This window comes from Paracoccus actinidiae (genome assembly GCF_030863885.1).
Taxonomy (GTDB): domain Bacteria; phylum Pseudomonadota; class Alphaproteobacteria; order Rhodobacterales; family Rhodobacteraceae; genus Paracoccus; species Paracoccus everestensis.
Window position 1 is genome coordinate 2,542,306 of record NZ_CP132956.1, and the last position, 24,150, is coordinate 2,566,455.

Consider the following 24,150-nt stretch of genomic DNA (forward strand, 5'->3'; position numbering starts at 1 on the left):
CTTATTCCTCATCCTCAAAGGGATCCCATTCCTCGACCTCGGCCACGGGGCCTTGGGTCAGTTCGTGCGGGTTCACCGCATCCTCGGCAAGATCGGCAGATTCGACCGCGACGGGCGAATGGCGCACCTGCTTCAGCGTCGCGCCCGGAAAGGCGGCAAGCACCTGCTGCACGATGGGCAGTTGCAGGGCGCGGACCTCGCGCTCCCGCTGCTCTGCCGCCTGTTGTTCGGCGATCGTCGGCGCGCCGCCTTCGTTCGTGACTGTGACGGTCCAGCGTTGCCCGCCCGTCCAGCCGCGCAGGCGTTCGGCCAGTTTTTGCGCCAGATCGCGCGGGGCGTCGCCGCGCGGCTCGAATTCGATCCGCCCGGGGCTGTAGCGGACCAGGCCGACATGACGTTCCACCTGAACCAGCAGCAGCATATCGCCCATCCGGCGGATCAACTCCATCACGGACGCAAAGTCGGGCCAGGCCGCGAAGGCGTCGGGGCTGACCGCAAGCGCCGTGGCCGCGCCCGACCGCTGCGCGATGATCGGCGCGGGACGCGCTGCGCGCGGCGCCTGCGACGGTGCCGCAGGGGCGGCAGACCGCGTGAAATCGCCCGCAGCCTGCGCCTGTTGGACGCGCCGGATCAGCGCCTCGGGGTCGGGCAGGTCGGCCACATGGGTCAGGCGGATGATCGCCATCTCAGCCGCCATCATCGCGTTCGGGGCGGCAGACACCTCCTCCAGCGCTTTCAGCAACATCTGCCACAGCCGTGTCAGCACCCGCATCGCCAGCTTGTCGGCCAGTTCCTTGCCGCGTACCCGTTCGTCGGGCGCGATGGTCGGATCCTCGCCTGCGTCGGGCGTGATCTTTACCACGGAAATCCAGTGGGTGATTTCCGCCAGGTCGCGCAGCACGGCTATGGGGTCGGCACCATCGGCATATTGCGATTGCAGTTCCGTCAGGGCGGATGCCGCGTCGCCGCGCAGGATCATCTCGAACAGGTCGATGACGCGGCCCCGGTCGGCAAGGCCCAGCATCGCGCGGACCTGTTCGGCGGTGGTTTCCCCCGCGCCGTGGCTGATCGCCTGGTCCAGCAGGCTGGTCGCGTCGCGGGCGCTGCCTTCGGCGGCACGGGTGATCAGCGCAAGGGCATCGTCGGTGATCTGCGCGCCCTCGGCGCCGGCGATGCGGCGCAGAAGGGCGATCATCACCTCGGGCTCGATCCGGCGCAGGTCGAAACGCTGGCAGCGCGACAGGACCGTGACCGGAACCTTGCGTATTTCCGTTGTCGCAAAGATGAATTTCACATGGGGTGGCGGTTCTTCCAGCGTCTTCAACAGTGCGTTGAAGGCATTGGTGGACAGCATATGAACTTCGTCGATGATATAGATCTTGTACCGTGCAGAAGCCGCGCGGTAATGCACGCTTTCGATGATCTCACGGATATCGCCAACACCTGTGCGCGATGCGGCGTCCATTTCCAGCACGTCGACATGGCGGCCTTCGCTGATCGCCACGCAATGTTCGCAGACCCCGCAGGGTTCGGTGGTGGGACCACCCTGGCCGTCGGGACCGACGCAGTTCATGCCCTTGGCGATGATTCGCGCCGTGGTGGTCTTGCCGGTACCCCGGATGCCCGTCATCACAAAAGCCTGCGCGATCCGGTCGGCGGCAAAGGCGTTCTTCAGCGTGCGCACCATCGCATCCTGGCCGACCAGGTCGGCAAAGGTTTCGGGCCGGTACTTGCGAGCCAGAACCTGATAGGCAGGCGCTGCGTCTTGGGGCATCTTGGGGTCCGTCAGAGGGTCAGGGCGAACCTAGTCGCTGGCTCCTTGCGCGGCAAGGGCCAGGGGTCACTCGGCAGGATGGGGAACCGAGCCGCGGCGCATCTGGCGGAACTTTTCCCAGGCCTCGTTCAGGCGGCGGGTGCGGGCTTCGGCCAGGCGCACGGCCTCGGGCGGCAAGCCGCGCGCGATGGCCCGGTCGGGATGGGATTCTAGGATCAGCGACCGGAACCGCTTGCGCGCCTCCGGCAGGGGGGTGTCCAGGGGGATGCCCAGCACGTCGCAGGGCGGGCAATCCGACTGGCGATCGTGACGCAGGCGGATCGCGGCCACGCGTTCGGCAGACAGGCCGAAAATCCGGCCGACCTCGTCTATGAACAGGATCTCGTTTTCATGCATCCCGCCATCGGCGACCGCGATGATGCACAACCCTTCGATCACGTCGGCCAGGACGGGATCGCCCGGCGGGAACATGGCGGCAATGCGCCGCGCCCAGGCGTCAAAGCCCGCCACGTCCTGCCGTGCCAGATCAAAGACGCGGGCGGCGTTCTTTTCCTCGGACCGGGGGATGATGAAGACGCGGCGAAAGGCCGCGACCTCGGCCCGGCCCACGGTGCCGTCCGATTTCGCCAGCTTGGCGCCAAGCGCGATCACGGCGATGGTAAAGGCCACGGACCGCTCGGGCGGGATCGCGGCCCTTCGGCTGCCCCGCATGGCTGCCAGCCGGTCGCCAATGCGCTGCCAGAAGCTGCGAGGCTTTGGCAAGCAGGGGCAGGGAGTGTTGGTCGTGCGCGTGTCCATGATGGCAGGCTATCCGCTAACGGGCGGCAAGGGTAGAGGCAGGGTGTCGCGCCCGCTTATCAGCCCGCCAGCTCCTTGCCCATCAGCACAAGGTCGTGGAATGCGCCGAATTTCCAGCCGGCACAAGGGATGCGGCCCCATTCGGCATAGCCCGCGCGGAGGTGGAAGCGCAGCGATCCTGCGTTGGATGCCGTAATGCCGCCGATCAAAAGGCGGTGTCCAGCGGCGCGGGCATCGTCTTCCAGGGCTTTCAGCAGCAGATGGCCGGTGCCGCGGCCCCGCGCGTCAGGCGCCAGATGGATCGTATGTTCCATGCTGCGCGCATAGCCGCCGCCAGTGCGGAACTGACCATAGGTCGCAAAGCCCAGGACTTGGCCCGCATCCTCGGCCACAGTGAAGGGGTGGCCCATGGCCTGCCGGTCGCGGATCAGCGCAGCGATTTCCGCATCCGTGCGTTCGGTCGGCCAGAGGGTGATGACCGTATCGCGGATGATCGGGTTCCAGATCCGCGCAATGGCTGGCACGTCGTCGGGCATGGCATCGCGAAGACGGATCATCAGCCTCGATGCGCCCCTGCGGCAAGGTCGCGCACGAAATCCAGGATCTCGGGTACCGGGCGGCCTTCGCCGATCTTTTTGACGATGGCACTGCCCACCACGCAGCCATCCGCGACGCTTGCAATCTGTTCCGCCGCATCGGGGGTCGAGATGCCAAAGCCCACCACGACGGGCAGGTTTGCGGCGACCCGGATGCGCGCGACCTCGGGGGCGACCTCGGCGGCGTTGGCGGCGGGGCCGCCGGTGATGCCGGTGACGCTGACATAGTAAACAAAGCCCGAGGTGTTCTTCACCACCGTAGGCAGGCGCCGGTCGTCGGTGGTGGGGGTGGCCAGGCGGATGAAGTTCAGGCCGACGCGGGTGGCGGGAATGCACAGTTCGGCATCCTCCTCGGGCGGCAGGTCGACGACGATCAAGCCGTCCACGCCTGCTGCCTTCGCCTCGGACAAAAAGGTTTCGACGCCGCCGGGGCGGGCATAGATCGGATTGTAGTATCCCATCAGCACCACCGGCGTGCTGTTGTCGGTTTTGCGGAACTCGCGCAGGATTTCGAGCGTGCGCGTCACGCTGCCACCTGCCGCAAGCGCCCGCTGCCCCGCCGCCTGGATGGTCGGTCCATCGGCCATCGGATCGGTAAAGGGCATCCCCAGTTCAATGATGTCCACGCCCGCGCCGGGCAGGCCGCGCATGATGTCCAGCATAGTGGCGTCGTCGGGATCGGATGCCATGATATAGGTCACGAAGGCCTTGCGCCCCTGGGCCTGAAGGCGCTGAAAGGTATCGTCGATCCGGGTCATGGTCATCCTCCTGCGAGCGCGATCTGTGTGTCCCAGTTCGGCAGCGGGATCAAGTGGCCTGCCAAGGCGTTTGAAGCCTCAATTCCGGGTAGAGCGACAGCCTGATCCGGCACCTAGAAATTGATAGTGGCTTTAGACTAAAGAATAAATTTTCCGTTATGGAAAAAGCTGCTATTTGTTCATAGGCAACGGATGTTGCGATGATCCTTTCAATAGTGGAGTTTTTTGATGATCAGCAGAACCCTTCTTGCATCGGCGGCCATGACCGCCATGCTGGCCTTCGGGGCGCAGGCTGCCACGCTTCCGTCCGGCTGGACGGCCGTGGGCAACGCCGGCACCGGCGACCCGAACGGCGTTGTTTCGGCGCCGCCCGCACAGGGGCCGGGGTATTATTATGTTTCTACAGACCAAGGCGTAACGGACGGCGGTTCGCTGCCCGGCGTCGGTGGCAACGGTAACCCCACGAACGGCAGCAATGTCATCACTGCGGCATTCACGGCGGCTGCGGGCGACGTGCTTGAGTTCTACTTCAATTATGTGACCAGTGACGGATCCGGCTTTGCTGATTACGGCTGGTCCAGGCTTCTGGATGCCGCAACCAGCGATGAGGTTGCCCTGCTGTTCACGGCACGGACAACGCCTTCCGGGTCCAGTGTTCCGGGCTTTGGAATGCCGGCCCCTGCAGCCACCCTGGATCCCTCGAACGTTGACATCAATGACGGCGCGACGGTCTGGGATGTCCTGGGAGCCAGCAGCGGTACTTGCTATAATGGCGTGGGCGAGGGCTGCGGCGCGACCGGATGGGTCAAGTCGACCTATACGGTTGCAGCAGCAGGCAGCTATACGCTTCAGTTCGGTGTCACCAACTGGAGTGATACCCTTTTTGACAGCGGCATGGCTTTTGCCGGGGCCAAGATCGGCGACGTGATCATCACCCCGCCGGTCGATCCCGCCGCTGTTCCGCTGCCTGCCAGTGCGCTGCTGCTGGGCGCGGGGGTCGGGGGCCTGGGTGTCCTGCGCCGCCGCCAGAAGGCCAAGGCCTAAGCAAAGCCGGCTGATCCGCGCCATGCGGGTCAGCCATGTTCATGCCGCCATCGCGGCCACTTCGCAGACGGCCCGTCGAAGGTAGCCTGCGAACTCGGTCGCCTCGCGCCGTGCCGGGCCGTCGGCCACATAGACGTTCAGCCAGGTCGGCGGCAGGGGAGGCAGGGCGCCGCCGTGCTCCACAGGCTCCAGCCCTGCCTGGGCGATGCCGCGCGGCAAGATCGTGATGCCCAGGTCGGCTGCGGCGCTGACCCGCCAGGTATCGCTGCCTCCATCGGCCACCGCCTGCACCCATTCGATGCCCGCCCGGTCCAGGGATGACAGCCCGACAGGATAGTATGCGCAATGCGGTGAATTGGCCAATGGCAAGGGGCGCTGTTCCCAGGCGGTGCCGCCGACGGCGCCGAACCAGGCAAGGTCCACCTTGGACAGATGGATCGCGCCGGGTGGCGTTTCGAACTCCGTGGTCAGGATCACGTCATGTTCGCCGCGCTTCATCTGGTGGCGCAGATCCTTGCTGCGACCGTCGTTGATGACCAACTCGACGCGCGGATTGGCCTGGCGAAAGGCCCGCACGGCCTGGGCAACCTTGGTGAACAACCAGTCGCTGGTCAGGCCCACGCGCAGCCGTGCCTCGGGGCGTTGACCGGTAAAGCGGGACAGAATGGCGTCGTTCAGGGCGACCAGCTTGCGCGCCTCTATCAGCAGTTCGGTCGCGAAATCGGTCAGCACCACGCCGCGGCCCTGCTTTTGCAGCATCGATTCCCCGAACAGGTCGTCCAGGCGCTTGATCTGCATGGACAGGGCGCTTTGCGTCATGTTCAGCGCCTCGGCCGCGCGGGTGACGGCGCCGTACTCAGCCACTGCCTGAAGCGACCGTAGAGTCGCGATATCAAGATTGCGCATCGTTCGATTTTCCTGATGCAAGTGATCAATAACATTCGTTTCAAAGATACGACAAAGAGCGCTATTTATCAATCACGGAAATTCGAAAGCAATCTAGCATCACACAGATTGATGCATTTCATCACCGGAGACGAACGATGTCCTTCAAGACAGCCGCTTCGCTTCCCATAGTTGCCGGGCTCGGCCTTTCTGCGCGCCCGTCACTGGGCAAGCGTATCCTGACCCTGCTGAGCCTGCGCCGTTCGCGCACCGATCTTGCGCATCTAAGCGATGATCAACTGCGCGACATCGGCCTGACCCGCGACCAAGTCGCGGAAGAGATCGCGCGCCCCATCTGGGACGTGCCTGCCAACTGGCGTCGCTGATATTACCCCGTCAGGATTGCCACACTGCCGCGCCGTCCCCTTGCAGGATCGGCGCGGCTTTTTCATGGATCAGGACGCCGCGTCCCCATCGTCGGGCAGGGTGGGCGGACCGAACCGGTCGGTCATGCGTGCCTGGATCTGGTCGCGGGTCTGGCGATAGGCGGCGAGCTTGGCCTCGCGCCCTTCGGCCAGGCCGGTGGGGTCCATGATCGGCCAATATTCCACGTCCAGGTGAAACACACGGGTCAATTCCAGGGCCTGCCGCTGGCTGGCGGGGGACAGGGCCACGATCAGGTCGAACCCGCCCAGGTCATCGCCCCAGTCCTTCATCTCGTCAAAGCTGCGGCTGCGGTGGTTTTCGATCTTCACGCCGATCTCGTCGCAGACGGCGATGGCAAACCCGTCCACTTCCATGTCGTTCTTGACCCCCGCCGACTGGACATAGGCGGCGCGGCCATAGAATTTCTTCATCATGCCTTCGGCAATAGGCGAGCGAATGGAATTATGGTCGCAGCAGAACAAAACCGAGGCGGGAATCCTGTTCTGCGTCATCGTCAGCCCTGGGGTACCAGGGCGCAGATCAGGGTGAACAGGCGCCGGGCGGTGTCGATGTCCAGTTCAGCCTTGCCTTCCAGCCGTTCCTGCAAGGTCCGCGCCCCTTCGTTATGGATGCCGCGCCGCGCCATGTCGATCGCCTCGATCTGGGCAGGCGGCAGGCGCTTGACCGCATCGAAATAGCTTTGGCAGATCTGGAAGTAATCCTTTGTGACCTGCCGGAAAGGGCCAAGCGACAGGTGGAACTCGGCCACCTTGTCGCCCCCTTCGGCGGCCACGTCGAACACCAGGCGGCGTTCGCGGATGCACAGTTCCAGACGGAACGGACCTTGCGGCGCCGCCAGGCCGTCACGGCCTGGAACGGCAAAGCTGTTATCCTCGATCAGGTCGAAGATCGCGACGCGGCGTTCCTGTTCCATTTCAGGCGTGGCGGGCGGGGCCTCGGAGTCGTTGATCTGGATATGGATGATCCGGCTCATTCCGGCGCCCTTTCGTTCAAAAGGTCCAGCCGCACGCGAATGGATTCGCCATGGGCCTGCAACCCTTCCGAGGCCGCCAGCCGCATTGCGGCATGGCCCACGGCGTTCAGGGCGCCGGGCGTCAGCCGTGCCATCGTCGTGCGCTTGAGGAAATCCATCACCGACAAGCCCGAGGAAAACCGCGCCGAACGCGCCGTCGGCAGGACATGGTTCGGGCCGCTGACGTAATCGCCCACCGCCTCGGGCGTGTGGGCGCCCAGGAAGATGGCGCCGGCATGGACGCATTTCGCAGCAAGGACTTCAGGGTCGTCCACGCACAGTTCCAGATGCTCGGGGGCGATGCGGTTCGACAGGGCGGCGGCCTCGTCCAGGTCGCGGACAACGATGATGGTGCCATAGTCGCGCCAGCTTGCCCCTGCAATGGCTGCGCGGGGCAGGGTGGGCAGGATGCGGTCCACCGCGCCTGCGACCGCATGACCCAAGGCCGGATCGGTGGTGATCAGGATCGACTGCGCATCCGCGTCGTGTTCGGCCTGCGCCAGCAGGTCCAGCGCCAGCCAATCGGGATGCTGGTCGCCTTCGGCAATCACCAGCACTTCGGACGGCCCGGCGATCATGTCGATGCCGACGCGGCCAAAGACCTGGCGCTTGGCGGCGGCGACATAGGCATTGCCTGGCCCGGTGATCTTGTCCACGGGCGCAAGGGTATCGGTCCCATAGGCCATGGCGGCAATCGCCTGCGCCCCCCCGATGCGATAGATTTCGGTGACGCTCGACAGTTGCGCGGCCAGCAGCACCAGCGGATTGATGTGCCCCCCCGGCGTCGGCACGCAGATCACCAGCCGTTCGACCCCCGCCACTCGCGCGGGGATCGCGTTCATCAGGACCGACGACGGATAGGCCGCCTGACCCCCCGGCACATACAGTCCCGCTGCCGATACGGGCGTCCACCGCCAACCCAGGGTCGCCCCCTCGGGGTCGGTCCAGCTTGCATCCTCGGGCATCTGGCGGGCGTGATAGGCGCGGATGCGTTCGGCGGCCAGCGTCAGAGCGGCGCGATCCTGGGGCGTGACATGAGCCACCTGGGCTTCAATCTCGGACGCCGAAAAGCGCAGGCGGTCGGGCGTCAGGTCCAGCCGGTCAAAGCGGCTTGTCAGTTCGCACAGCGCCGTATCGCCGCGCTGCCGCACATCCTTGATGATTGCGGCGACGACATCGTTCACATCGGTCGAATCCTCGCGCTTGGCGGACAGCAGGTCGCCAAAGCGCGTTTCGAAATCGGCATTCGATGTGTTCAACGTGACCGGCATGATCTATCCTCTGCAATCACGTCTTGTTAGCGGCAAGACCAGCCCGGCTCAAGCGGGCGACGGTTGCCCGTTCAGTCAGGATGAACCGGCGCCTTGCCCGAGACTGCGCGATAAGGCCGCGTCACGTCGCGCAGTTCGACATTGATGCATTCAACCTCGGTCGCCAGGGTGCCATCGCCCGCGAACTCCAGCAGCAGACGTCCGGTCCCATCCGTTCCGGGTTGCCAAGCCATCGTCAGCAGTTCCAGGACCGTATCGGCATCCCGGCTGATTCCGTCGGACAGCACGCGCTGCACGTCGCGGATCAGCAGGACCGACCGGACGCGTTCGTAATCGCGCCCCTCGGCTGCGGCCTGTTCCGCATCTTCCCAGCGAAAACGGTTCAGCAGCAAGGCAAGCGAACGCCCCCGGTGGTCATAGGACATTTCCGAGGCGGGCAGGATGGCGTCCTGTAACAGCGCCGAAAGGATGCGCAGATCCTGTTCATCCTCGGCCATCAGGGCCAAGGGGGCTGGATCGGCATCGGCGAAACGGGCGTCGGCGGTCCGGGTTTCGGGGGCCATGGCTTACTCCTCTTTCACGCGTTCGATCTGGGCGCCAACGCCGCGCAGCTTGCGCACAACGTGTTCATAGCCCCGATCCAGATGATAAACCCGGCTGACGGTGGTCTGGCCTTCGGCGGCAAGCCCCGCCAGGATCAGGCTGACGGATGCACGCAGGTCGGTCGCCATCACGGGCGCGCCGCGCAGGCTGTCCACGCCGCTCACGGTGGCGTGCCCGCCATGGACCTCGATCCGCGCGCCCATGCGGGTCAGTTCCGGGGCGTGCATGAAACGGTTCTCGAAGATCGTCTCCTCCAGCACGCTGGTGCCCTCGGCCACGCACATCAGGGCCATGAACTGGGCCTGAAGATCGGTGGGGAAGCCGGGAAAGGGTTCGGTCGTGACGTTGACGGCGCGGATGCCGTTCCTGCGGCCGACCCTGAGTCCGCGGGCGGTTTCCGTGACGCTGATCCCCGCCTCGTCCAGCTTTTCGCAAAAGGCAGAAAGCAGTTCGATCCGGCCACCCAGGCACTCGACCTCGCCCCCGCAAATGGCTGGCGCCAGCATATAGGTTCCAAGCTCGATCCGGTCGGTGACGACAGGATGGGTCGCGCCGTGCAGGGCATCGACGCCCTGGATGGTGATGGTGCTGGTGCCCTCGCCTTCGATCTGGGCGCCCATGGCGCGCAGGCAGCGGGCCAGATCGACAATCTCGGGTTCGCGGGCGGCGTTCTTCAGGACCGTGGTGCCGCGTGCCAATGTCGCCGCCATCAGCGCATTTTCCGTGGCCCCGACCGAAACGATGGGGAAATCCACCACGGCCCCCCGCAACCCGCCCGCAGGCGCCTTGGCATGGACATAACCGTCGCGCAGGTCCAGTTCCGCGCCCATGGCCTCGAACGCCTTCAGATGCAGATCCACCGGACGCGCGCCGATGGCGCAGCCGCCCGGCAACGACACCTCGGCCCGGCCGTCGCGGGCCAGCATCGGTCCCAGCACCAGGATGGAGGCGCGCATCTTGCGCACGATGTCGTAATCCGCCCGATGGCTGGTCAGGGCATGGCTGGACAGCGCCAGAACCTGGCCATCCTGCAGGCTGGCAACTTCGGCCCCCAGGGATTGCAGCAGTGCGGTCATGGTGCGGATGTCGGAAAGGCGCGGCGCATTGGTCAGCGTCAAAGGCTGATCGGTCAGCAAGGTCGCAGGCATCAGCGTCAGGCAGGCGTTCTTGGCCCCGGCAATGGGAATTTCCCCCTGAAGCGGGCCGTTCCCGCGAACAATGATCTGGTCCATTTATTCGTCGTCCTTGCCTGTGTCACTGTCCTGTTGCCCGTCGCCGTCCTGCGTGGCACGGGCGCGCGCTTGCGCCTTGCGCCGTTGCAGATTGGCCCGCAAGGCGGCGCGCAGCCTTTCCTCGCGGTTGTCTTGCTTCTTCTTGTCGTCCGGGCGGTCGCTCATCCGAAACCTGTTATCGCCGGAAGCAGCAACAGTCCAGCAAAGCCCATGCGGGCGACGGTGCGGGCGTGCGCGGATTTTTCGCCGATCCCCCTTGCGCGGGGCGGCGGCATTGTCTAAACGCCCCTCCACGATGCTGTGGTAGCTCAGTGGTAGAGCACACCCTTGGTAAGGGTGAGGTCGAGAGTTCAATCCTCTCTCACAGCACCATCTTCCAGAACGCCTGCACCATGACGCCAAAGCCTTGGCGATTGCGCATTTCGGTTTCGCAGGCTACAGGCCGCCCATGACAAACCGCCCCGATCTTCCCCCCGAAATCGCCCGCCGCCGCACCTTTGCGATCATCGCGCACCCGGATGCCGGCAAGACCACGCTGACCGAAAAGTTCCTGCTGTTCGGCGGGGCGATCCAGATGGCCGGGCAGGTGCGCGCCAAGGGCGAGGCGCGGCGCACGCGGTCGGACTTCATGAAGATGGAACAGGACCGGGGCATCTCGGTCAGCGCGTCGGCGATGTCCTTCGATTTCGACCGCTATCGCTTCAACCTGGTCGATACGCCGGGCCACAGCGACTTTTCCGAGGACACCTATCGCACCCTGACTGCCGTGGACGCGGCGATCATGGTCATCGACGGGGCCAAGGGCGTCGAATCGCAGACCCGCAAGCTGTTCGAGGTCTGCCGGATGCGCGACCTGCCGATCCTGACCTTCTGCAACAAGATGGACCGCGAAAGCCGCGACACCTTCGAGATTATCGACGAGATCCAGGAAAACCTGGCCATCGACGTGGCGCCTGCAAGCTGGCCCATCGGGTCGGGCCGCGATTTTCTGGGCTGCTACGATCTGCTGCATGACCGGCTGGAACTCATGGACCGCGCCGACCGCAACCGCGTCGCCGACTCGATCAAGATCAGCGGGTTGGACGATCCAAAGCTGGCTGAGCATATCCCCGCAGACCAGCTTGCGAAGCTGCGCGAGGAGGTCGAGATGGCGCGCGAACTGCTGCCCGCCTTCGACCGCAAGTCCTTCCTGGAAGGGCACATGACGCCGATCTGGTTCGGCAGCGCGATCAACAGCTTCGGCGTGAAGGAGTTGATGGTCGGCATCGGAGAATTCGGTCCCCAGCCGCAGCCGCAGAACAGTGCCGACCGCGAGATCGCGCCCGAGGAAAAGTCGGTCACCGGCTTTGTCTTCAAGGTCCAGGCCAACATGGATCCCAAGCACCGGGACCGGGTGGCCTTCGTGCGCCTGGCATCGGGTCATTTCGAACGCGGCATGAAGCTGACCCATGTGCGGTCGAAAAAACCGATGGCGGTGACCAACCCGGTGCTGTTCCTGGCCGCCGACCGCGAACTGGCCGAGGAAGCCTGGGCGGGCGACATCATCGGCATCCCGAACCACGGCCAGTTACGCATTGGCGACGCGCTGACGGAAGGCGAGGGGCTGCGCTTTACCGGCATCCCGTCCTTCGCGCCCGAACTGCTGCAATCGGTGCGCGCCACCGATCCGATGAAGGCCAAGCACCTGGAAAAGGCGCTGATGCAATTCGCCGAGGAAGGCGCGGCCAAGGTCTTCAAGCCGATGATCGGCTCGGGCTTTATCGTCGGCGTCGTGGGCGCCCTGCAGTTTGAGGTTCTGGCCAGCCGGATCGAGATCGAATACGGCATCCCCGTCCGCTTCGAAGGCTCGCAGTTCACATCCGCCCGCTGGGTCGCAGGCCCCCGCGACAAGGTCGAGGCTTTCGTGAACAACAACAAGGGCCACATCGCCCAGGACCACGACGGCGACATGGTCTATCTGACCCGGCTGCAATGGGACATCGACCGCGTGGCGCGCGATCACCCGGAACTGCGGTTGACGGCAACGAAAGAGATGATGGTCTAAGGCAGGGCGGCGCTTTCAACGCTTGTATTGCTGCATCCGATTTGACGGATGCGGCGCGAAAGTGCCGCTTACGTCCTTAAGCGCACAGAGGACATCGAGGGTGTAGATCCCTATTCAGAGTTCGCACGCGGTGGATTTTCGAACCAAAGAAATGTTCCGCCAACTTCCAGTTCGAGACGCCTTGGTTCCTGACAATGACAACGCGCTGGATCATTCCAGCCGGGAAGCGGCCCCCCTACTTCCGCCACCGGTCCAGCTGCACGACCTCGCCACCGCCATTGGGCGCGCCGTCAGGGTTGTCGTCGCCGTCCTCATTGCTGTCTTCGTCTTCATCCTCGTCTTCGGATTCCTGCGTCTCGAAACGCAGGCCGAATTCCACGGAAGGGTCCACGAAGGTGCGCAATGCGTCAAAGGGGATGCGCATCGGTTCGGGCGAGTTGCCGAAGTTCAGGGTGACGGTGAAGCCTTCGTCATCGACGGTCAGGTTGTCGAACCAGTGCTGGATGACGATGGTCATTTCCTCGGGGTAACGCTCTCGCAGCCAGTCGGCCATTTCGACCCCTTCGTCGCGCGTGTCGAAGGTGATGAAAAAATGATGCTCGCCGGGCAGACCGTGTTCCGCCACGCGTTCCAGCACATCCGCGATCAGCCCCTGCATCGCGCGATGCATCATCCCGCCATAGTCGATTCCCGATCGCGCCATGCCCGTCCCCTTCGAATTTCGGCCAGCATAGGCATATGACCGACGATGAAAAGGGGGGCGGCGGACGCTTGGGCAAGAAACCGGCCCAGCCCGATCCGAGGCATACAACGCGCCAGAAAGCCGAAAGGATAAGGGGATGAAAGTGCAGGATTCTGTTGCCAGGCTCCTGCGGGCCCCGCCTTACGCTGCTAGGCGCAAGGGCTTAGGTTTCGATCACTCGAACTGCTTACGCAGCCAGAGCAACCGGAGCACGGTTGTCGTTGGCAACTGTACATTTCGCACCGATAACGGTGGTAGCTCACCGAGACAAAGCAAACATCTTTAGACGTTCGTCGATCCTGTTTCGACCCCATTGTCCCCCAACGAGGGTGATCTGGTGGAGTCGCCGGGTACCGCCCCCGGGTCCGATCCGCTTATTACATGCGCGTTTATGTCCATAGCCCGGCTTGCACCGGACAAGGGCAATATAGGGGCGCGCCATCCCGCCCGCAAGCCCTTGGAACCTCGCGCGCCGCGCGCCGTTCGTCCGGTCCAAACCAAGGAGATGACCCATGACGATTCGCATGATTGCCCTGGCAGGACTGATCGCGGCCCCTTCGGCCCTGATGGCGCAGCAAACCCCTCCTGCAGGGTCGATGTCCTTGTCGCAGGTCGTAGCCAAGCTGGAAACCGATCTGAGCGATCTGGGCCATATTTCCGAAATTTCCTGGGAAGACGACGGATATTGGGAGGTGGAATATCAAACCACCGACAATCGCGAGGTCGATATCCGCGTGGATCCCGCGACGGGCGAAACTCGCGAACGCTGATTGCCAGAAAGGGGGAGGGCATCCGGTCCTCCCCCCCCCTTTTTCTCTCATGACTGACGGTTCCAGGGACCATGCGGGTCGTCCAGCCCGTCGATCCGCTGAAACCCGTGCGCGCCAAAGAAATCGCGTTGTGCCTGGATCAGGTTGGCGGTGCCGCGCCCCGTGCGCATCAGGTCGAACCACATCAAGCCGGACGCCAGCGCGGGCAGGGCATGGCCCGATGCGGCGGCTTGGGACACGACTTGGCGCAGGGCAGGCATGGCGGTGTCGATCAACCCCCCGAAGAAGGGCGCCATGATCAGGTTGCGTGCGGGATCCTGGGCCAAGGCGGCGGCCATGTCGTTCAGCATGGCCGACCTGATGATGCAGCCCGCCCGCCAGACCCGTGCGATCTCGGGCAGATCGAGCATCCAGCCAAACCGGCCGGAGGCGGCCGAGATCATTGCGAAGCCTTGGGCATAGCACAGGATCTTGCCTGCAATCAGCGCCTGTTCCAGGACATCGGGCGGCAGGTCGCAGTGCTGGGGCGCAGGTCCGAACAGCGCCTGACCCGCCAGCCGTTCCTCAAGCCGGGCGGACAGGTTGCGTGCCATCACGGCAGCCTCGATCACGGGAATGGGGGCAGAAAGGTGCTGCGCCTCGATCGCGGTCCACCGGCCGGTTCCCTTTTGACCTGCGCGGTCCAGGATCACGTCCACCATCGGGCGACCGGTATGAGGATCGGCGGCAGCCGTGACCTTGGCCGAGATTTCGATCAGATAGGATTTGAGCAGGCCGTTGTTCCAGTTGGCAAAGGCCCCGCTGATCGCGGCGGCGTCCATGTTCATGCCATCGCGCATCAGGCCGTAAACCTCGGCGATCATCTGCATATCGGCATATTCGATGCCGTTATGGACCATCTTCACGAAATGCCCCGCGCCCGCATCGCCCATGCGCGCGGCGCAGGGGGTGCCGTCCTCGGCCCGTGCGGCGATGGCGGTCATCACATCGGCCACGCGCGCCCAGTCGGCGGCATCGCCCCCGCCCATGATGGCGGGACCATGGCGCGCGCCGTCCTCTCCGCCCGACACGCCCATGCCAAGGAAGCGGAAGGGCAGGCCGGCGGCGTTGCGGCGGTTGGTGTCGTGGAAATCGGCATTACCCGCGTCGATGACCAGATCATCCGCATCCAGCAGAGGCGCAAGCGCGGCAAGCTGGTCGTCCACGGGCTGACCGGCGGGCACCATCAGGATGATGGCGCGGGGCGGGGTGATTGCCGCCACCAGATCGGCCAGCGATTCGGCGGGCAGGATCCGGCTGGCCAGATCGCCGGCATCGGCGGCAAAGCTGCGCGCCACACCGGCCGTGCGGTTCCAGACGGCGATGGGGAACCCCTTCTCGGCGTTGTTCAGCGCCAATGCCGCGCCCATCGTCCCCAAGCCGATCAGTCCGATCCGAGCCTGCGCCATGCCGCATCCTTTCGCAAATCCGCATATCGCAGGTGTTTACGCAAACAGGCCGCGATTGTCACGGCAGGGTCAGGCGGGCCTGCCCTGCACTCACATCAATGTCTGAAGTCCGGTCGCGACATGGATTTTCCGTTCCGGGGTGATCGCCCAGACATCAAGCTGGCAGATCGTCAGCGTCCGCCCCGGTTTGACGACGCGGCCTACGGCTTCAAGGTATTCGCCCTGTGCGGGGTTGATCAGGTTCAGCTTGAACTCCACCGTCAGGACCGAACTGTCGTCGGGAAACAGCGTGAAACCCGCATATCCGCCTGCCGAATCCGCGATGGACGCCGTGCCGCCCGCGTGGAAATAGCCGTGCTGTTGGGTCAACTCAGGGCGGAAGGGCAGGCGGATCGTCACCACGCCCGCCTTTACCTCCTCCAATTTCGCGCCCAGCAGGGACATCAGCCCTTGCCGGGCAAAGCTGTCGCGGATGCGGTCCAGGGTTGCGTCGGGCAGTTCGCTGCCAATCTCCATCATCTTCTCCGGGTTACAGGGTCAGCAGGGCGGCACGAAAATCGGGATCGGACAAGACCACCTCGCGTGCGCCGATGAGGCCTGCACGGGCAAGCGCAACCGAGGTCAGGTCTTGCGCCACATCGACGGCCTGGGACAGGCTGCGGCCCTTGCCCAGGCCCGCAACGATCAGCCCCGCGAACAGGTCGCCGGTGCCGGGAAGGGCCACGGCCAGCCGGCGGGTCGGATGGCGCGTCATGCCGCCGGGTCCAAGGATCACGCTTTCCAGATGATCGGCGGGACTGTCGTCCAGCACGCAGCCGGTGGCGATCAGCGTGGCCCCCGTCGCCAAGTGCAGACCGGCGGCAGCGGCTTGCAGATCCGCCATTCCGCTGATCGCGCGCCCGGCCAAGTGGCCCAGTTCAAAGGAATTGGGCGTCGTCAGGTCGGCCAGCGGCAGCAAGCCGTCGCGGATGACCTCTGCCAGTTCGGCAGGCACATACAGCCCCGGCCCGTGATCGCCCATCACCGGGTCGCACAGATAGCGCAGACCGGGATTGGCCGCCTTGGCGCGCGCCACGAAATCCGCGACAAGATGCCCGACCTCGACCGAGCCGATATAGCCCGTCATCAGCCATGCCGCGCGCTGCGGCAAACCCCGTTCCCATGCCCCCCGCAGCAGGTCGGCAAACAGGTCAGGCGGCAGGGGCGCGCCGCGCAGGGTGGGATAGGCCGGTTGGTTGGAAAACAGCACGGTCGGGATCGCCGCGACCTCCAGCCCCGCGGCCTGCATGGGAAACACGGCGGCGGAGTTTCCGACATGGCCGAAGACCACCTGGCTTTGGATGGACATGACCAATGGCGGCATCATGCCTTGCCCTCCAGCCGGGGACGCCAGTCCTCGACCCGGCCGCTGTCCAGGCGACGCTGGGCATAGCGCCGCCACCCCTCGGCCAAGACATCCAGGGCGGCGATGGCCTGCAGTTCTGTGCGGTTCAAACGGTCCACATACATGGCCCGCCACAGCCTGTGCAGGGTCCATTCCGGGGCAAGGCGGTCAATCAGCACCAGATCATCACCCGGCGCGACCATGCCGGGATCCAGCACGCGATAATACCAGCCCGTCCGCCCGGTATCCTGAACCCGGCGAGCCATGTCCGGGACGCCGAAACGATGGTTCAGCTTCCAGCAGGGCTGGCGACCCTGGGACACCTGCATCAAGGCGCCGCCCAGCCGAAAGACATCGCCCACGGCCACCATGTCCTCGGTCATGCCGGTGATCGAGATATTCTCGCCGAACGCCCCCGGCGCGTCCAGCAAGGGCAGCGCCCCAAGATCGGCACGCCACGCCGCGTAATGGTCGAAAGGATAGTGGTGCACGGCTTTTTCCGGCCCGCCATGGACGCGCCGGTCGGCCTGCGCGTCGCTCTCGAATCCTCCGGCCCCCAGCCACAGACGATCCGCCACCGGAACCTTGGCGATGGCGCTTGTCGCGGATGTCCCCGCCAGGGGGGCTATGGGTCCGGTCAGCAGGGTGGGGGTCATGGCATTCCGCGTGCAAACTTGCGGCCTTTATCAACCGATTGACCCAGCCGGAGCAATCGTCCTTTCGCCGCCCCTTGATCGTGCGGGGGGCGCGCGTTACGTTTTATCCAACTTGATATCGGAGGGCGTGTTGTCATGACGCCCAAGCGTCCCGCGGGTGCGGACGCGTTCCCGAAAACTGCGGTAGAGCCGTCTGGCACCCGACACCCCGAGGAGGGGGCGCTTTATGCTGCCCTCGACCTCGGTACAAACTCGTGCCGGATGCTGATTGCCCGACCGAAGGGCAGTCAGTTTCAGGTCATCGACAGCTTCTCCAAGCCGGTGCAGCTTGGGCAGGGGCTGGAAGCTTCGGGACGCCTGTCCCGCAGCTCGATGGCGCGCACGGTTCACGCATTGCAGGTGTGCCGGCGAAAGCTGGAACAGCATCGCGTGCGCAATATGCGCCTAGTCGCGACCGAGGCCTGCCGGCGTGCGCGAAACAGCCGCGATCTTTTGCGCACGATCCGGCGCGAAACCGGGCTGCAGATCGAAACCATCGGGGCCGAGGAAGAAGCCAGGCTGGCGGTGATTTCCTGCGCGCCGCTGGTCAGCCACAAGACCGAAACGTTGATGGTCGTCGATATCGGCGGCGGATCGACAGAACTGGTCTGGATCGACCTGGAGGACGTGGAACCCAAGGAACGCCCCCGCGCGATCATGCGGCTGTCGGACGGCTTCGGCAATCCGCAGCCCGGCGGTGCGCGCGTGGTGGACTGGATCAGCGTGCCTTTGGGCGTGGCGACCCTGCGCGACCAGTTTGCCGATGTCGAGGACGACCAGGGCCGGTTCGCCCTGATGAGCTGGTATTTCGAGGAGATGCTGTCCGGTTTCACCCCCTATGCCGACGGATCCCCGGACGAAGGCTTTCAGATCATCGGCACGTCCGGCACGGTCACGACCGTTGCGGCCAGTTTCCTGGGGTTGCGCCGCTACGACCGGACCAAAGTGGATGGGCTGGAAATGACCAGCGGCCAGATCGACCGGGTGATCCATTCCTATCTTCAGCTTGGTCCCGACGGGCGCCGCGCCGATCCCCGCATCGGGCGCGAACGCCATGCGCTGATCATGTCAGGGGCGGCAATCCTGCAAACCCTGATGCGGATCTGGCCCACCAGCAAGCTGTCGGTGGCGGACCGTGGACTGCGCGAGGGGTTGCTTTACGCCCAGATGGTGCGCGATGGGGTGCTGGCAGCCGATGGATTGAACGGAGTGGCATGATGACAAAGGCACCAGGCAGCCGCGAGGGGAAATCCAGCGGACGCGGCGCGCGCGATTTGCGGGTGCGGGTCAAGACCGCCAAGGGGCGCAAGCTGTCCAGCAAGCTGTGGCTGGAACGACAGTTGAACGACCCCTATGTGGTCCGGGCCAAGCGCGAAGGGTACCGGGGCCGTGCGGCCTACAAGATCCTCGAACTGGACGACAAGTATCGTTTCCTGGTCCCGGGCGCACGGGTCGTCGATCTGGGCTGCGCGCCCGGCGGCTGGTGCCAGGTGGCCGTCAGCCGCGTCAATGCGCTTGGCGAAAAATCCGGCAAGGCGGTCGGAAAGGTTCTGGGAGTCGATCTGCAAGAGGTCGATCCGATCGCCGGGGCCGAGATTTACCAGTTGGATTTCCTGGAAGATGGCGCGGATGCAAAGGTCAAGGATTGGCTGGGCGGTCCCGCGGATGTGGTGATGTCGGACATGGCGGCATCGTCATCGGGGCACAAGGGCACCGACCACCTGCGCATCGTGGCCTTGGTCGAGGCGGCGGCGGCCTTGGCCTTTGACATCCTTGAACCCGGTGGAACTTTCGTGGCCAAGGTCTTGGCAGGCGGGGCGGAAACCGAAATGCAGGCCTTGCTCAAGCGCAACTTCGACAAGGTCGCGAACGTCAAGCCGCCCGCCAGCCGCAGCGATTCATCAGAGAAGTTCGTGATCGCCACCGGCTTTCGCGGCAGGGGGCAACAGGACGACGGGCAGGACGTTCAGCAGGACTGAGCGCGGAACCTGTCCGGCGTCCGTCCTGTCGCCGCGACAAAGGCGCGGATGAAATGCCCGTGGCTGGAATAGCCCAGATCGGCGGCAATGTGCAGCGTGGGCCGGTTGGTGCCCCGCAGCAGAGCCGCCGCGCGTTCCAGTTTCAGATCGTGGATCACCTCCACCGCCCGCTTGCCCCGCGCCACCATGCATGCCTGGTCCAGGGCGCCCGTGGTGCTGTGCAGTGCGGCAGCCAGTTCGGCCACCGTCCCGTTCGATCCAAGCCGCTGTCCCGCAAGCGCCAGGAACTGGTCGATCAGCGTGTGATCGGGACAGGTACGCGGCTGGCGCGGCATGGCATCGTGGTCCCAGGTGAAGTCGTGCAGGAGCAAAAGGCGCGGCCCCTGGTGGCCCCAGACGGGACGGTCTTTGTGCGGGGCGGGGTGCATGGAAGCCGGGGTCTGGGCGGGCAAGACAGGCTCTGACCCAGGATCATTGGCAACAGGAACCAGGGCGTCAGGGATGAAGGGGGCGTTTACGCTGCGGTCCGGCCCCTTCTGTCCAGTGCGAATCTGGCTGGGAGAGAAGGGAAAGCCATCCCACCGGGAATGCTCGAACGCCGACATAAAACCTGCCTGACACAACAATAGATAAGCGGATTATTGCCGAAAACTAACCGGCACTCAACCATAAGATGTGAAATCACTCTATGCGCGTGTGTCTGGATCTGCCGCGGATGCCTGCCAGTCCTTCATCCGCCCCCGAAACCAGATGCGCTGCGCTTTGGCATATTGCCGGGTGGCGATGATGGCGCGTTCCGCCGCAGACGGCAGGTCGATCTCTCCTCTCAGATACGCGACCAGATCCGGCGCCCCGATGGCCCGCGCCCATTGTTGTGCCGGATCCCAACGTGGCAGCATGGCCCGGACCTCATCCACTGCGCCCTGCTGCATCATCAGGTGAAAGCGATGTGCGATCCTGTCGGCCAGCCAGTCCCGGTCCGCCGTAACCAGGACGCGTTGCGCAGCCGCAGGCGAGATGAGGGGCGGCGGAGTGTCGGCCTGCCAGTCGGCGAGGCCCCGCCCGGTCGCAGTCAGAACCTCCCACGCGCGCTGGACGCGGGCGGGGTTCAGCGTGTCGATGCGTGCGCGGGTCGCCGGGTCAAGGTCGGCCACCATCCGGTCCAGGCCGCCTTCCGCCGCCAACCGCGCGTCGCCCTCGGCCCTGATCGCGGCAGGGGTTGGCGGGACAGGGGCAAGACCCTGCGTCAGCGCCGTCAGATACAGCCCGGTGCCGCCCACGACGATCAGCCGGCGGTCCCGCAGGTCCGCGACATCGCGCAGCCAGTCGCCCACGGAATAGGGTGTGCCCGGTTCGACATGGCCATACAGCGCATGGGGGGCAGCCGCCTCCTCATCGGCCGAGGGACGTGCGGTCAGCACCCGCCAGCAGGACCAGACCTGCAATGCGTCGGCATTCACGATCAGCCCGCCCTGCGCTTGCGCGACTGCCAAGGCCAATGCGGACTTGCCGCTGGCCGTCGGGCCTGCGATCAGCAGATGGCGCATGGGGTCGATCTGGTCCGGGCGGATCACGGCTGTTCGGCTTTCGGGCGGTTGAACAAGCCCGCCTTTTGCGACATTTTGCGCCGCGATGAAAGCGACCGGCGCTGACACGAAGGAATCGACATGAACGATCATGGGGGCGGCGCGCCCGCGCAATACGGCAGGGTAATGCTGAAAATCTCGGGCGAGGCGCTGATGGGCGATCAGGGCTATGGCCTGCACCCCCCGACCGTCGCGCGCATCGCCAACGAGGTCGAATCGGTCCAGGCGATGGGGGTCGAGGTCTGCATGGTGATCGGCGGCGGCAATATCTTCCGCGGGTTGCAAGGCAGCGCCCAGGGGATGGAACGCACGACCGCCGACTATATGGGGATGCTGGCAACCGTGATGAACGCGCTTGCGATGCAATCCGCGCTGGAAGCCAAGGGCCTGCATTGCCGCGTGATCAGCGCCATCCGAATGGACGAGGTGTGCGAGCCCTACATCCGCCGCCGCGCCATCCGGCACCTGGAGAAAAAGCGCATCGTGATCTTTGCGGCGGGAACAGGAAACCCGTATTTCACCACCGATACGGCCGCCACCCTGCGCGCGAACGAGATGAACTGCGAGGCGATCTTCAAGGGCACGAAGGTCGATGGCGTTTACGACAAGGATCCGGCAAAGCACGGCGACGCAAAGCGTTACGACCATGTCAGCTATGACGAGGTGCTGCAAAAGCACCTGGGCGTGATGGACGCATCCGCAATCGCGCTTGCCCGGGACAACCGTTTGCCCATCATCGTCTTTTCGCTGGACGAACCGGGCGGCTTCCGCGGTATCCTGGAAGGGCGGGGCACCTATACGCGGGTGCACAACTAGGTCCGTTCCAGGTCGATGCCGACCGGCAAGGGCTTGCCCGAAGACGGGGCAAAGTCTTTGCCAAGGTTTGCATCTGTGGTTACAAGCAATCGAAATTCAATACAAAGGCGGTTCCCATGGCAGAGGATATCGAAATCGACATCGACGATCTGGAACGGCGGATGAAAGGCGCGATGGAAAGCCTGCGCCAGGAATTTTCCAGCCTGCGCACGGGCCGGGCCTCTGCATCCATGGTGGAACCCGTGCAGGTTGACGCCTATGGCCAGATGACGCCGATCAACCAGCTGGGCACCGTCAACGTCCCCGAACCGCGCATGGTCACGATCAACGTCTGGGACAAGGGCATGGTCGGCAAGGTCGAAAAGGCCATCCGTGAATCCGGTCTGGGGATCAACCCGCAGTTGAACGGCACCATCATCATGCTGCCGATCCCCGAACTGAACGAGGAACGCCGCCGCGAACTGACCAAGGTCGCCGCCCAATATGCCGAAAGCGCCCGCGTCGCGATCCGCAACGTACGGCGCGACGGCATGGACCAGATCAAGAAGGGCAAGGCCATCGGGATGCCCGAGGACGACCAGAAATTCTGGGAAACTGCCGTGCAAGAGCTGACCGACAAGATGATCGCGAATATCGATCAGGCGCTTGAAGGCAAGCAAGCCGAAATCATGCAGGTCTGAGGAACGACCATGGCCGCTGAAACCGCACCGCTGCTGATATCGGGCGGGGTCGATCAGCGGCCCCGGCACGTCGCCATCATCATGGACGGCAATGGCCGTTGGGCCACCGATCGGGGCTGGCCCCGCCTTGTCGGCCACAGGCGGGGGGCCGAGCGCGTCAAGCAGATCGTCCGCGCCTGTCCCGACCTGGGAGTGAACTGGCTGACGATCTATGCCTTCTCGACCGAAAACTGGAAGCGGACGACCGAGGAAGTCCTCGGCCTGATGAAGATCTTCCGCCGATATATCCAGTATGAGGCCGAGGGCATGGCCGCTGAAGGCGTAAGGCTGCGTTTCATCGGCGGGCGAGACCGGCTGGACGACAAGTTGCAGGCCCTGATGTCGTCGATCGAGGCGCGGACGGCGGGCAACAGCCGCCTGAACCTGACGGTGGCGATCAATTACGGCGGACGGGACGAATTGACCCGCGCCACGGCTCGGCTGGCGCAGAAGATCGCCCGGGGCGAGATCGCCGATCCGGTCGAGGCCGACCTGGCCGCCTGCCTAGATACGGCGGGCCATCCCGATCCCGACCTTGTGATCCGCACCTCGGGCGAGACGCGGACCTCGAACTTCCTGCCCTGGCAGGCGGCTTATGCCGAATATGAATTCACCCCCACGCTGTGGCCCGATTTCACGCCCGACCACCTTGCGCAGATCCTGGACCGCTTCGGGATGCGCGACCGGCGTTTCGGCGGCGTATGAAGGCGCGGCGCATCAGCGCGCTGAAGCCCCCGCCGGGCAAATGGGCAGACCTGTCGCGCCGCGTCGCCTCGACCCTGGTGCTGCTGGGCATCGGCATCATGCTGGCGGTGGCAACGGGGATTGGGCTGCGGCTGTCGATGGCGTTGATTTCCGCGGTGACCTTTTGGGAACTGGCGGCCATGACGGGATGGCGGCACCCGCGCCTGCATCCCGGCATCTTCGGGGCTTGGCGGCCTTTCGCCCTGGCCGTCATCGCCTTCATGTCGCAGTTCGTGGCGCAGATGTTCGATCATCCTGCAGCCATCCTGGCGCTGCTGTTTCCGTTGGTCGCGGGCCTGCCCGGCGCCGCGACGCGGGACCGCTGGACCTATGCGATCTTCGGACTGGCGATCATGCTGGTGGCATACGGGCTGGTGGGATTCCGCGAAACCTATGGGCTGAACTTCGTGCTGTGGCTGATGGGGATCGTGATCATCTCGGACACGGCGGGGTATTTCTTTGGCCGGATGATCGGCGGGCCGAAGTTCTGGCCGTCGCTCAGCCCCAAGAAGACATGGTCGGGCACCATAGCGGGGTGGATCGGCGCCCTTTTGCTGGGCGTGCTGCTGTGGCGGCTAGGGCGCGGCGATGTCTCGTTGATCTGGTGTTCGCCCATTGTCTGCCTTGCGGGGCAAATGGGCGACATCGCCGAAAGCTGGCTGAAGCGGCGGGCGGGAGTCAAGGACAGTTCCAACCTGATCCCCGGCCACGGCGGCTTCATGGACCGCTTCGATGCGGTGACGGGGGCGGTGCTGGCCACGATGCTAATCGGGTTGTTGACGGCGCTGCCGGCGGTGAACTGA

General features: G+C 64.8%; 28 protein-coding genes, 1 tRNA gene and 1 other RNA gene. 11 read left to right on the forward strand and 19 right to left on the reverse strand.

What is annotated here, in order from left to right; translation table 11 throughout:
- Position 1 precedes the first annotated feature (1 nt).
- From Q5701_RS12675 to trpA, 4 genes are all read right to left on the reverse strand, one after another.
- Positions 2-1,774 (reverse strand): DNA polymerase III subunit gamma/tau, encoded by a 1,773-nt coding sequence (locus Q5701_RS12675; RefSeq protein ID WP_306751357.1) that lies wholly within the window; start codon positions 1,772-1,774, stop codon positions 2-4.
- 66 nt (positions 1,775-1,840) lie between these two features.
- Complete coding sequence (locus Q5701_RS12680) at positions 1,841-2,572, reverse strand: molecular chaperone DjiA (RefSeq protein ID WP_306751358.1); 732 nt, start codon at positions 2,570-2,572, stop codon at positions 1,841-1,843.
- A 59-nt stretch (positions 2,573-2,631) separates the two neighbouring features.
- Positions 2,632-3,129 carry a GNAT family N-acetyltransferase gene (locus Q5701_RS12685; RefSeq protein ID WP_306751360.1) on the reverse strand — a complete coding sequence of 166 codons (498 nt, stop codon included), beginning with the start codon at positions 3,127-3,129 and terminating at the stop codon, positions 2,632-2,634.
- Positions 3,129-3,926: a tryptophan synthase subunit alpha gene (gene trpA, locus Q5701_RS12690; protein ID WP_306751361.1), complete on the reverse strand. Its 798-nt coding sequence runs from the start codon at positions 3,924-3,926 to the stop codon at positions 3,129-3,131. The genes Q5701_RS12685 and trpA overlap by 1 nt, the downstream gene beginning before the upstream one ends.
- A 228-nt stretch (positions 3,927-4,154) precedes the next feature.
- Between trpA and Q5701_RS12695 the strand changes: the two genes are divergently transcribed.
- The gene (locus Q5701_RS12695) at positions 4,155-4,970 is read left to right on the forward strand and encodes an NF038132 family protein (protein ID WP_306751363.1); all 816 of its coding nucleotides are present in this window, start codon (positions 4,155-4,157) and stop codon (positions 4,968-4,970) included.
- A gap of 39 nt (positions 4,971-5,009) precedes the next feature.
- On the opposite strand, the gene Q5701_RS12700 is transcribed toward Q5701_RS12695, so the two are convergent.
- The gene (locus Q5701_RS12700; RefSeq protein WP_234855480.1) at positions 5,010-5,876 is read right to left on the reverse strand and encodes a LysR family transcriptional regulator; all 867 of its coding nucleotides are present in this window, start codon (positions 5,874-5,876) and stop codon (positions 5,010-5,012) included.
- A 137-nt stretch (positions 5,877-6,013) separates the two neighbouring features.
- On the opposite strand from Q5701_RS12700, the gene Q5701_RS12705 reads away from it, so the two are divergent.
- Positions 6,014-6,241 (forward strand): DUF1127 domain-containing protein, encoded by a 228-nt coding sequence (locus Q5701_RS12705; protein WP_234855481.1) that lies wholly within the window; start codon positions 6,014-6,016, stop codon positions 6,239-6,241.
- 69 nt (positions 6,242-6,310) lie between these two features.
- Here Q5701_RS12705 and Q5701_RS12710 read toward each other — a convergent pair whose 3' ends face one another.
- The 6 genes from Q5701_RS12710 to Q5701_RS12735 all read right to left on the reverse strand — a co-directional run bounded on the left by Q5701_RS12710 (position 6,311) and on the right by Q5701_RS12735 (position 10,585).
- Positions 6,311-6,793, reverse strand: coding sequence for an arsenate-mycothiol transferase ArsC (locus Q5701_RS12710; RefSeq protein ID WP_234855482.1), 483 nt, complete (start codon positions 6,791-6,793; stop codon positions 6,311-6,313).
- Between the two features lie 2 nt (positions 6,794-6,795).
- Positions 6,796-7,275 carry a UPF0262 family protein gene (locus Q5701_RS12715; RefSeq protein ID WP_234855483.1) on the reverse strand — a complete coding sequence of 160 codons (480 nt, stop codon included), beginning with the start codon at positions 7,273-7,275 and terminating at the stop codon, positions 6,796-6,798.
- Positions 7,272-8,585 carry a histidinol dehydrogenase gene (gene hisD, locus Q5701_RS12720; protein WP_306751364.1) on the reverse strand — a complete coding sequence of 438 codons (1,314 nt, stop codon included), beginning with the start codon at positions 8,583-8,585 and terminating at the stop codon, positions 7,272-7,274. Before hisD ends, Q5701_RS12715 begins: the two co-directional genes overlap by 4 nt.
- Before the next feature lie 71 nt (positions 8,586-8,656).
- Positions 8,657-9,148 carry a DUF2948 family protein gene (locus Q5701_RS12725; protein ID WP_234855485.1) on the reverse strand — a complete coding sequence of 164 codons (492 nt, stop codon included), beginning with the start codon at positions 9,146-9,148 and terminating at the stop codon, positions 8,657-8,659.
- A 3-nt stretch (positions 9,149-9,151) separates the two neighbouring features.
- The gene (murA, locus tag Q5701_RS12730) at positions 9,152-10,420 is read right to left on the reverse strand and encodes a UDP-N-acetylglucosamine 1-carboxyvinyltransferase (RefSeq protein ID WP_306751365.1); all 1,269 of its coding nucleotides are present in this window, start codon (positions 10,418-10,420) and stop codon (positions 9,152-9,154) included.
- Positions 10,421-10,585: a hypothetical protein gene (locus Q5701_RS12735; RefSeq protein ID WP_234855487.1), complete on the reverse strand. Its 165-nt coding sequence runs from the start codon at positions 10,583-10,585 to the stop codon at positions 10,421-10,423.
- Between the two features lie 132 nt (positions 10,586-10,717).
- Here Q5701_RS12735 and Q5701_RS12740 point away from each other — a divergent pair.
- Both Q5701_RS12740 and Q5701_RS12745 read left to right on the forward strand, forming a co-directional pair.
- A tRNA-Thr gene (locus Q5701_RS12740) sits at positions 10,718-10,792 on the forward strand.
- 76 nt (positions 10,793-10,868) lie between these two features.
- Positions 10,869-12,464, forward strand: coding sequence for a peptide chain release factor 3 (locus tag Q5701_RS12745; protein ID WP_306751366.1), 1,596 nt, complete (start codon positions 10,869-10,871; stop codon positions 12,462-12,464).
- 235 nt (positions 12,465-12,699) lie between these two features.
- Here the strand turns inward: Q5701_RS12745 and Q5701_RS12750 are convergent, their stop codons facing one another.
- On the reverse strand, positions 12,700-13,167 hold the full coding sequence (locus tag Q5701_RS12750; protein WP_234855489.1) for an SspB family protein: 468 nt from the start codon (positions 13,165-13,167) through the stop codon (positions 12,700-12,702).
- A 141-nt stretch (positions 13,168-13,308) separates the two neighbouring features.
- Positions 13,309-13,663, reverse strand: a transfer-messenger RNA (tmRNA) gene (ssrA, locus tag Q5701_RS12755).
- 55 nt (positions 13,664-13,718) lie between these two features.
- Between ssrA and Q5701_RS12760 the strand changes: the two genes are divergently transcribed.
- On the forward strand, positions 13,719-13,976 hold the full coding sequence (locus Q5701_RS12760) for a PepSY domain-containing protein (RefSeq protein WP_306751367.1): 258 nt from the start codon (positions 13,719-13,721) through the stop codon (positions 13,974-13,976).
- A 47-nt stretch (positions 13,977-14,023) separates the two neighbouring features.
- On the opposite strand, the gene gnd is transcribed toward Q5701_RS12760, so the two are convergent.
- The 4 genes from gnd to Q5701_RS12780 form a co-directional block, all read right to left on the reverse strand.
- Positions 14,024-15,424: an NADP-dependent phosphogluconate dehydrogenase gene (gene gnd, locus Q5701_RS12765; RefSeq protein WP_306751368.1), complete on the reverse strand. Its 1,401-nt coding sequence runs from the start codon at positions 15,422-15,424 to the stop codon at positions 14,024-14,026.
- Positions 15,425-15,514: 90 nt separating this feature from the next.
- A complete protein-coding gene (locus Q5701_RS12770) occupies positions 15,515-15,943 on the reverse strand; it encodes a PaaI family thioesterase (protein WP_373568552.1) in 429 nt (142 codons plus the stop codon).
- Between the two features lie 10 nt (positions 15,944-15,953).
- The gene (pdxY, locus tag Q5701_RS12775; RefSeq protein ID WP_306751369.1) at positions 15,954-16,790 is read right to left on the reverse strand and encodes a pyridoxal kinase; all 837 of its coding nucleotides are present in this window, start codon (positions 16,788-16,790) and stop codon (positions 15,954-15,956) included.
- Positions 16,787-17,464: an MOSC domain-containing protein gene (locus tag Q5701_RS12780; protein ID WP_306751370.1), complete on the reverse strand. Its 678-nt coding sequence runs from the start codon at positions 17,462-17,464 to the stop codon at positions 16,787-16,789. Before Q5701_RS12780 ends, pdxY begins: the two co-directional genes overlap by 4 nt.
- A gap of 135 nt (positions 17,465-17,599) precedes the next feature.
- On the opposite strand from Q5701_RS12780, the gene Q5701_RS12785 reads away from it, so the two are divergent.
- On the forward strand, positions 17,600-18,721 hold the full coding sequence (locus Q5701_RS12785) for a Ppx/GppA phosphatase family protein (RefSeq protein ID WP_234855494.1): 1,122 nt from the start codon (positions 17,600-17,602) through the stop codon (positions 18,719-18,721).
- A complete protein-coding gene (locus Q5701_RS12790; RefSeq protein WP_234855768.1) occupies positions 18,721-19,482 on the forward strand; it encodes an RlmE family RNA methyltransferase in 762 nt (253 codons plus the stop codon). The genes Q5701_RS12785 and Q5701_RS12790 overlap by 1 nt, the downstream gene beginning before the upstream one ends.
- Here the strand turns inward: Q5701_RS12790 and Q5701_RS12795 are convergent.
- Complete coding sequence (locus Q5701_RS12795; RefSeq protein WP_306751371.1) at positions 19,470-19,910, reverse strand: helix-turn-helix transcriptional regulator; 441 nt, start codon at positions 19,908-19,910, stop codon at positions 19,470-19,472. The two genes, Q5701_RS12790 and Q5701_RS12795, sit on opposite strands and share 13 nt — an antisense overlap.
- Positions 19,911-20,168: 258 nt before the next feature.
- Entirely contained in the window at positions 20,169-21,029 is an 861-nt protein-coding gene (gene miaA / locus Q5701_RS12800) for a tRNA (adenosine(37)-N6)-dimethylallyltransferase MiaA (protein WP_306755408.1), read from the reverse strand.
- Positions 21,030-21,149: 120 nt separating this feature from the next.
- On the opposite strand from miaA, the gene pyrH reads away from it, so the two are divergent.
- The 4 genes from pyrH (at position 21,150) to Q5701_RS12820 (ending at position 24,150) form a co-directional block, all read left to right on the forward strand.
- Positions 21,150-21,884 (forward strand): UMP kinase, encoded by a 735-nt coding sequence (gene pyrH / locus Q5701_RS12805; RefSeq protein ID WP_234855497.1) that lies wholly within the window; start codon positions 21,150-21,152, stop codon positions 21,882-21,884.
- Between the two features lie 116 nt (positions 21,885-22,000).
- Positions 22,001-22,564, forward strand: coding sequence for a ribosome recycling factor (frr, locus tag Q5701_RS12810; protein WP_306751372.1), 564 nt, complete (start codon positions 22,001-22,003; stop codon positions 22,562-22,564).
- A gap of 9 nt (positions 22,565-22,573) precedes the next feature.
- The gene (gene uppS / locus Q5701_RS12815) at positions 22,574-23,308 is read left to right on the forward strand and encodes a polyprenyl diphosphate synthase (protein WP_306751374.1); all 735 of its coding nucleotides are present in this window, start codon (positions 22,574-22,576) and stop codon (positions 23,306-23,308) included.
- Positions 23,305-24,150, forward strand: a complete 846-nt coding sequence (locus tag Q5701_RS12820) for a phosphatidate cytidylyltransferase (protein ID WP_306751376.1) — start codon at positions 23,305-23,307, stop codon at positions 24,148-24,150. The genes uppS and Q5701_RS12820 overlap by 4 nt, the downstream gene beginning before the upstream one ends.

Excerpts from the sequence above, each read along its gene's own strand:
- Q5701_RS12675 (WP_306751357.1), bottom strand. The coding sequence starts at position 1,774 with ATGCCCCAAGACGCAGCGCCTGCCTATCAGGTTCTGGCTCGCAAGTAC.
- Q5701_RS12680 (WP_306751358.1), bottom strand. The coding sequence starts at position 2,572 with ATGGACACGCGCACGACCAACACTCCCTGCCCCTGCTTGCCAAAGCCT.
- Q5701_RS12685 (WP_306751360.1), bottom strand. The coding sequence starts at position 3,129 with ATGATCCGTCTTCGCGATGCCATGCCCGACGACGTGCCAGCCATTGCG.
- trpA (WP_306751361.1), bottom strand. The coding sequence starts at position 3,926 with ATGACCCGGATCGACGATACCTTTCAGCGCCTTCAGGCCCAGGGGCGC.
- Q5701_RS12695 (WP_306751363.1), top strand. The coding sequence starts at position 4,155 with ATGATCAGCAGAACCCTTCTTGCATCGGCGGCCATGACCGCCATGCTG.
- Q5701_RS12700 (WP_234855480.1), bottom strand. The coding sequence starts at position 5,876 with ATGCGCAATCTTGATATCGCGACTCTACGGTCGCTTCAGGCAGTGGCT.
- Q5701_RS12705 (WP_234855481.1), top strand. The coding sequence starts at position 6,014 with ATGTCCTTCAAGACAGCCGCTTCGCTTCCCATAGTTGCCGGGCTCGGC.
- Q5701_RS12710 (WP_234855482.1), bottom strand. The coding sequence starts at position 6,793 with ATGACGCAGAACAGGATTCCCGCCTCGGTTTTGTTCTGCTGCGACCAT.
- Q5701_RS12715 (WP_234855483.1), bottom strand. The coding sequence starts at position 7,275 with ATGAGCCGGATCATCCATATCCAGATCAACGACTCCGAGGCCCCGCCC.
- hisD (WP_306751364.1), bottom strand. The coding sequence starts at position 8,585 with ATGCCGGTCACGTTGAACACATCGAATGCCGATTTCGAAACGCGCTTT.
- Q5701_RS12725 (WP_234855485.1), bottom strand. The coding sequence starts at position 9,148 with ATGGCCCCCGAAACCCGGACCGCCGACGCCCGTTTCGCCGATGCCGAT.
- murA (WP_306751365.1), bottom strand. The coding sequence starts at position 10,420 with ATGGACCAGATCATTGTTCGCGGGAACGGCCCGCTTCAGGGGGAAATT.
- Q5701_RS12735 (WP_234855487.1), bottom strand. The coding sequence starts at position 10,585 with ATGAGCGACCGCCCGGACGACAAGAAGAAGCAAGACAACCGCGAGGAA.
- Q5701_RS12745 (WP_306751366.1), top strand. The coding sequence starts at position 10,869 with ATGACAAACCGCCCCGATCTTCCCCCCGAAATCGCCCGCCGCCGCACC.
- Q5701_RS12750 (WP_234855489.1), bottom strand. The coding sequence starts at position 13,167 with ATGGCGCGATCGGGAATCGACTATGGCGGGATGATGCATCGCGCGATG.
- Q5701_RS12760 (WP_306751367.1), top strand. The coding sequence starts at position 13,719 with ATGACGATTCGCATGATTGCCCTGGCAGGACTGATCGCGGCCCCTTCG.
- gnd (WP_306751368.1), bottom strand. The coding sequence starts at position 15,424 with ATGGCGCAGGCTCGGATCGGACTGATCGGCTTGGGGACGATGGGCGCG.
- Q5701_RS12770 (WP_373568552.1), bottom strand. The coding sequence starts at position 15,943 with ATGATGGAGATTGGCAGCGAACTGCCCGACGCAACCCTGGACCGCATC.
- pdxY (WP_306751369.1), bottom strand. The coding sequence starts at position 16,790 with ATGATGCCGCCATTGGTCATGTCCATCCAAAGCCAGGTGGTCTTCGGC.
- Q5701_RS12780 (WP_306751370.1), bottom strand. The coding sequence starts at position 17,464 with ATGACCCCCACCCTGCTGACCGGACCCATAGCCCCCCTGGCGGGGACA.
- Q5701_RS12785 (WP_234855494.1), top strand. The coding sequence starts at position 17,600 with ATGACGCCCAAGCGTCCCGCGGGTGCGGACGCGTTCCCGAAAACTGCG.
- Q5701_RS12790 (WP_234855768.1), top strand. The coding sequence starts at position 18,721 with ATGACAAAGGCACCAGGCAGCCGCGAGGGGAAATCCAGCGGACGCGGC.
- Q5701_RS12795 (WP_306751371.1), bottom strand. The coding sequence starts at position 19,910 with ATGCACCCCGCCCCGCACAAAGACCGTCCCGTCTGGGGCCACCAGGGG.
- miaA (WP_306755408.1), bottom strand. The coding sequence starts at position 21,029 with ATGCGCCATCTGCTGATCGCAGGCCCGACGGCCAGCGGCAAGTCCGCA.
- pyrH (WP_234855497.1), top strand. The coding sequence starts at position 21,150 with ATGAACGATCATGGGGGCGGCGCGCCCGCGCAATACGGCAGGGTAATG.
- frr (WP_306751372.1), top strand. The coding sequence starts at position 22,001 with ATGGCAGAGGATATCGAAATCGACATCGACGATCTGGAACGGCGGATG.
- uppS (WP_306751374.1), top strand. The coding sequence starts at position 22,574 with ATGGCCGCTGAAACCGCACCGCTGCTGATATCGGGCGGGGTCGATCAG.
- Q5701_RS12820 (WP_306751376.1), top strand. The coding sequence starts at position 23,305 with ATGAAGGCGCGGCGCATCAGCGCGCTGAAGCCCCCGCCGGGCAAATGG.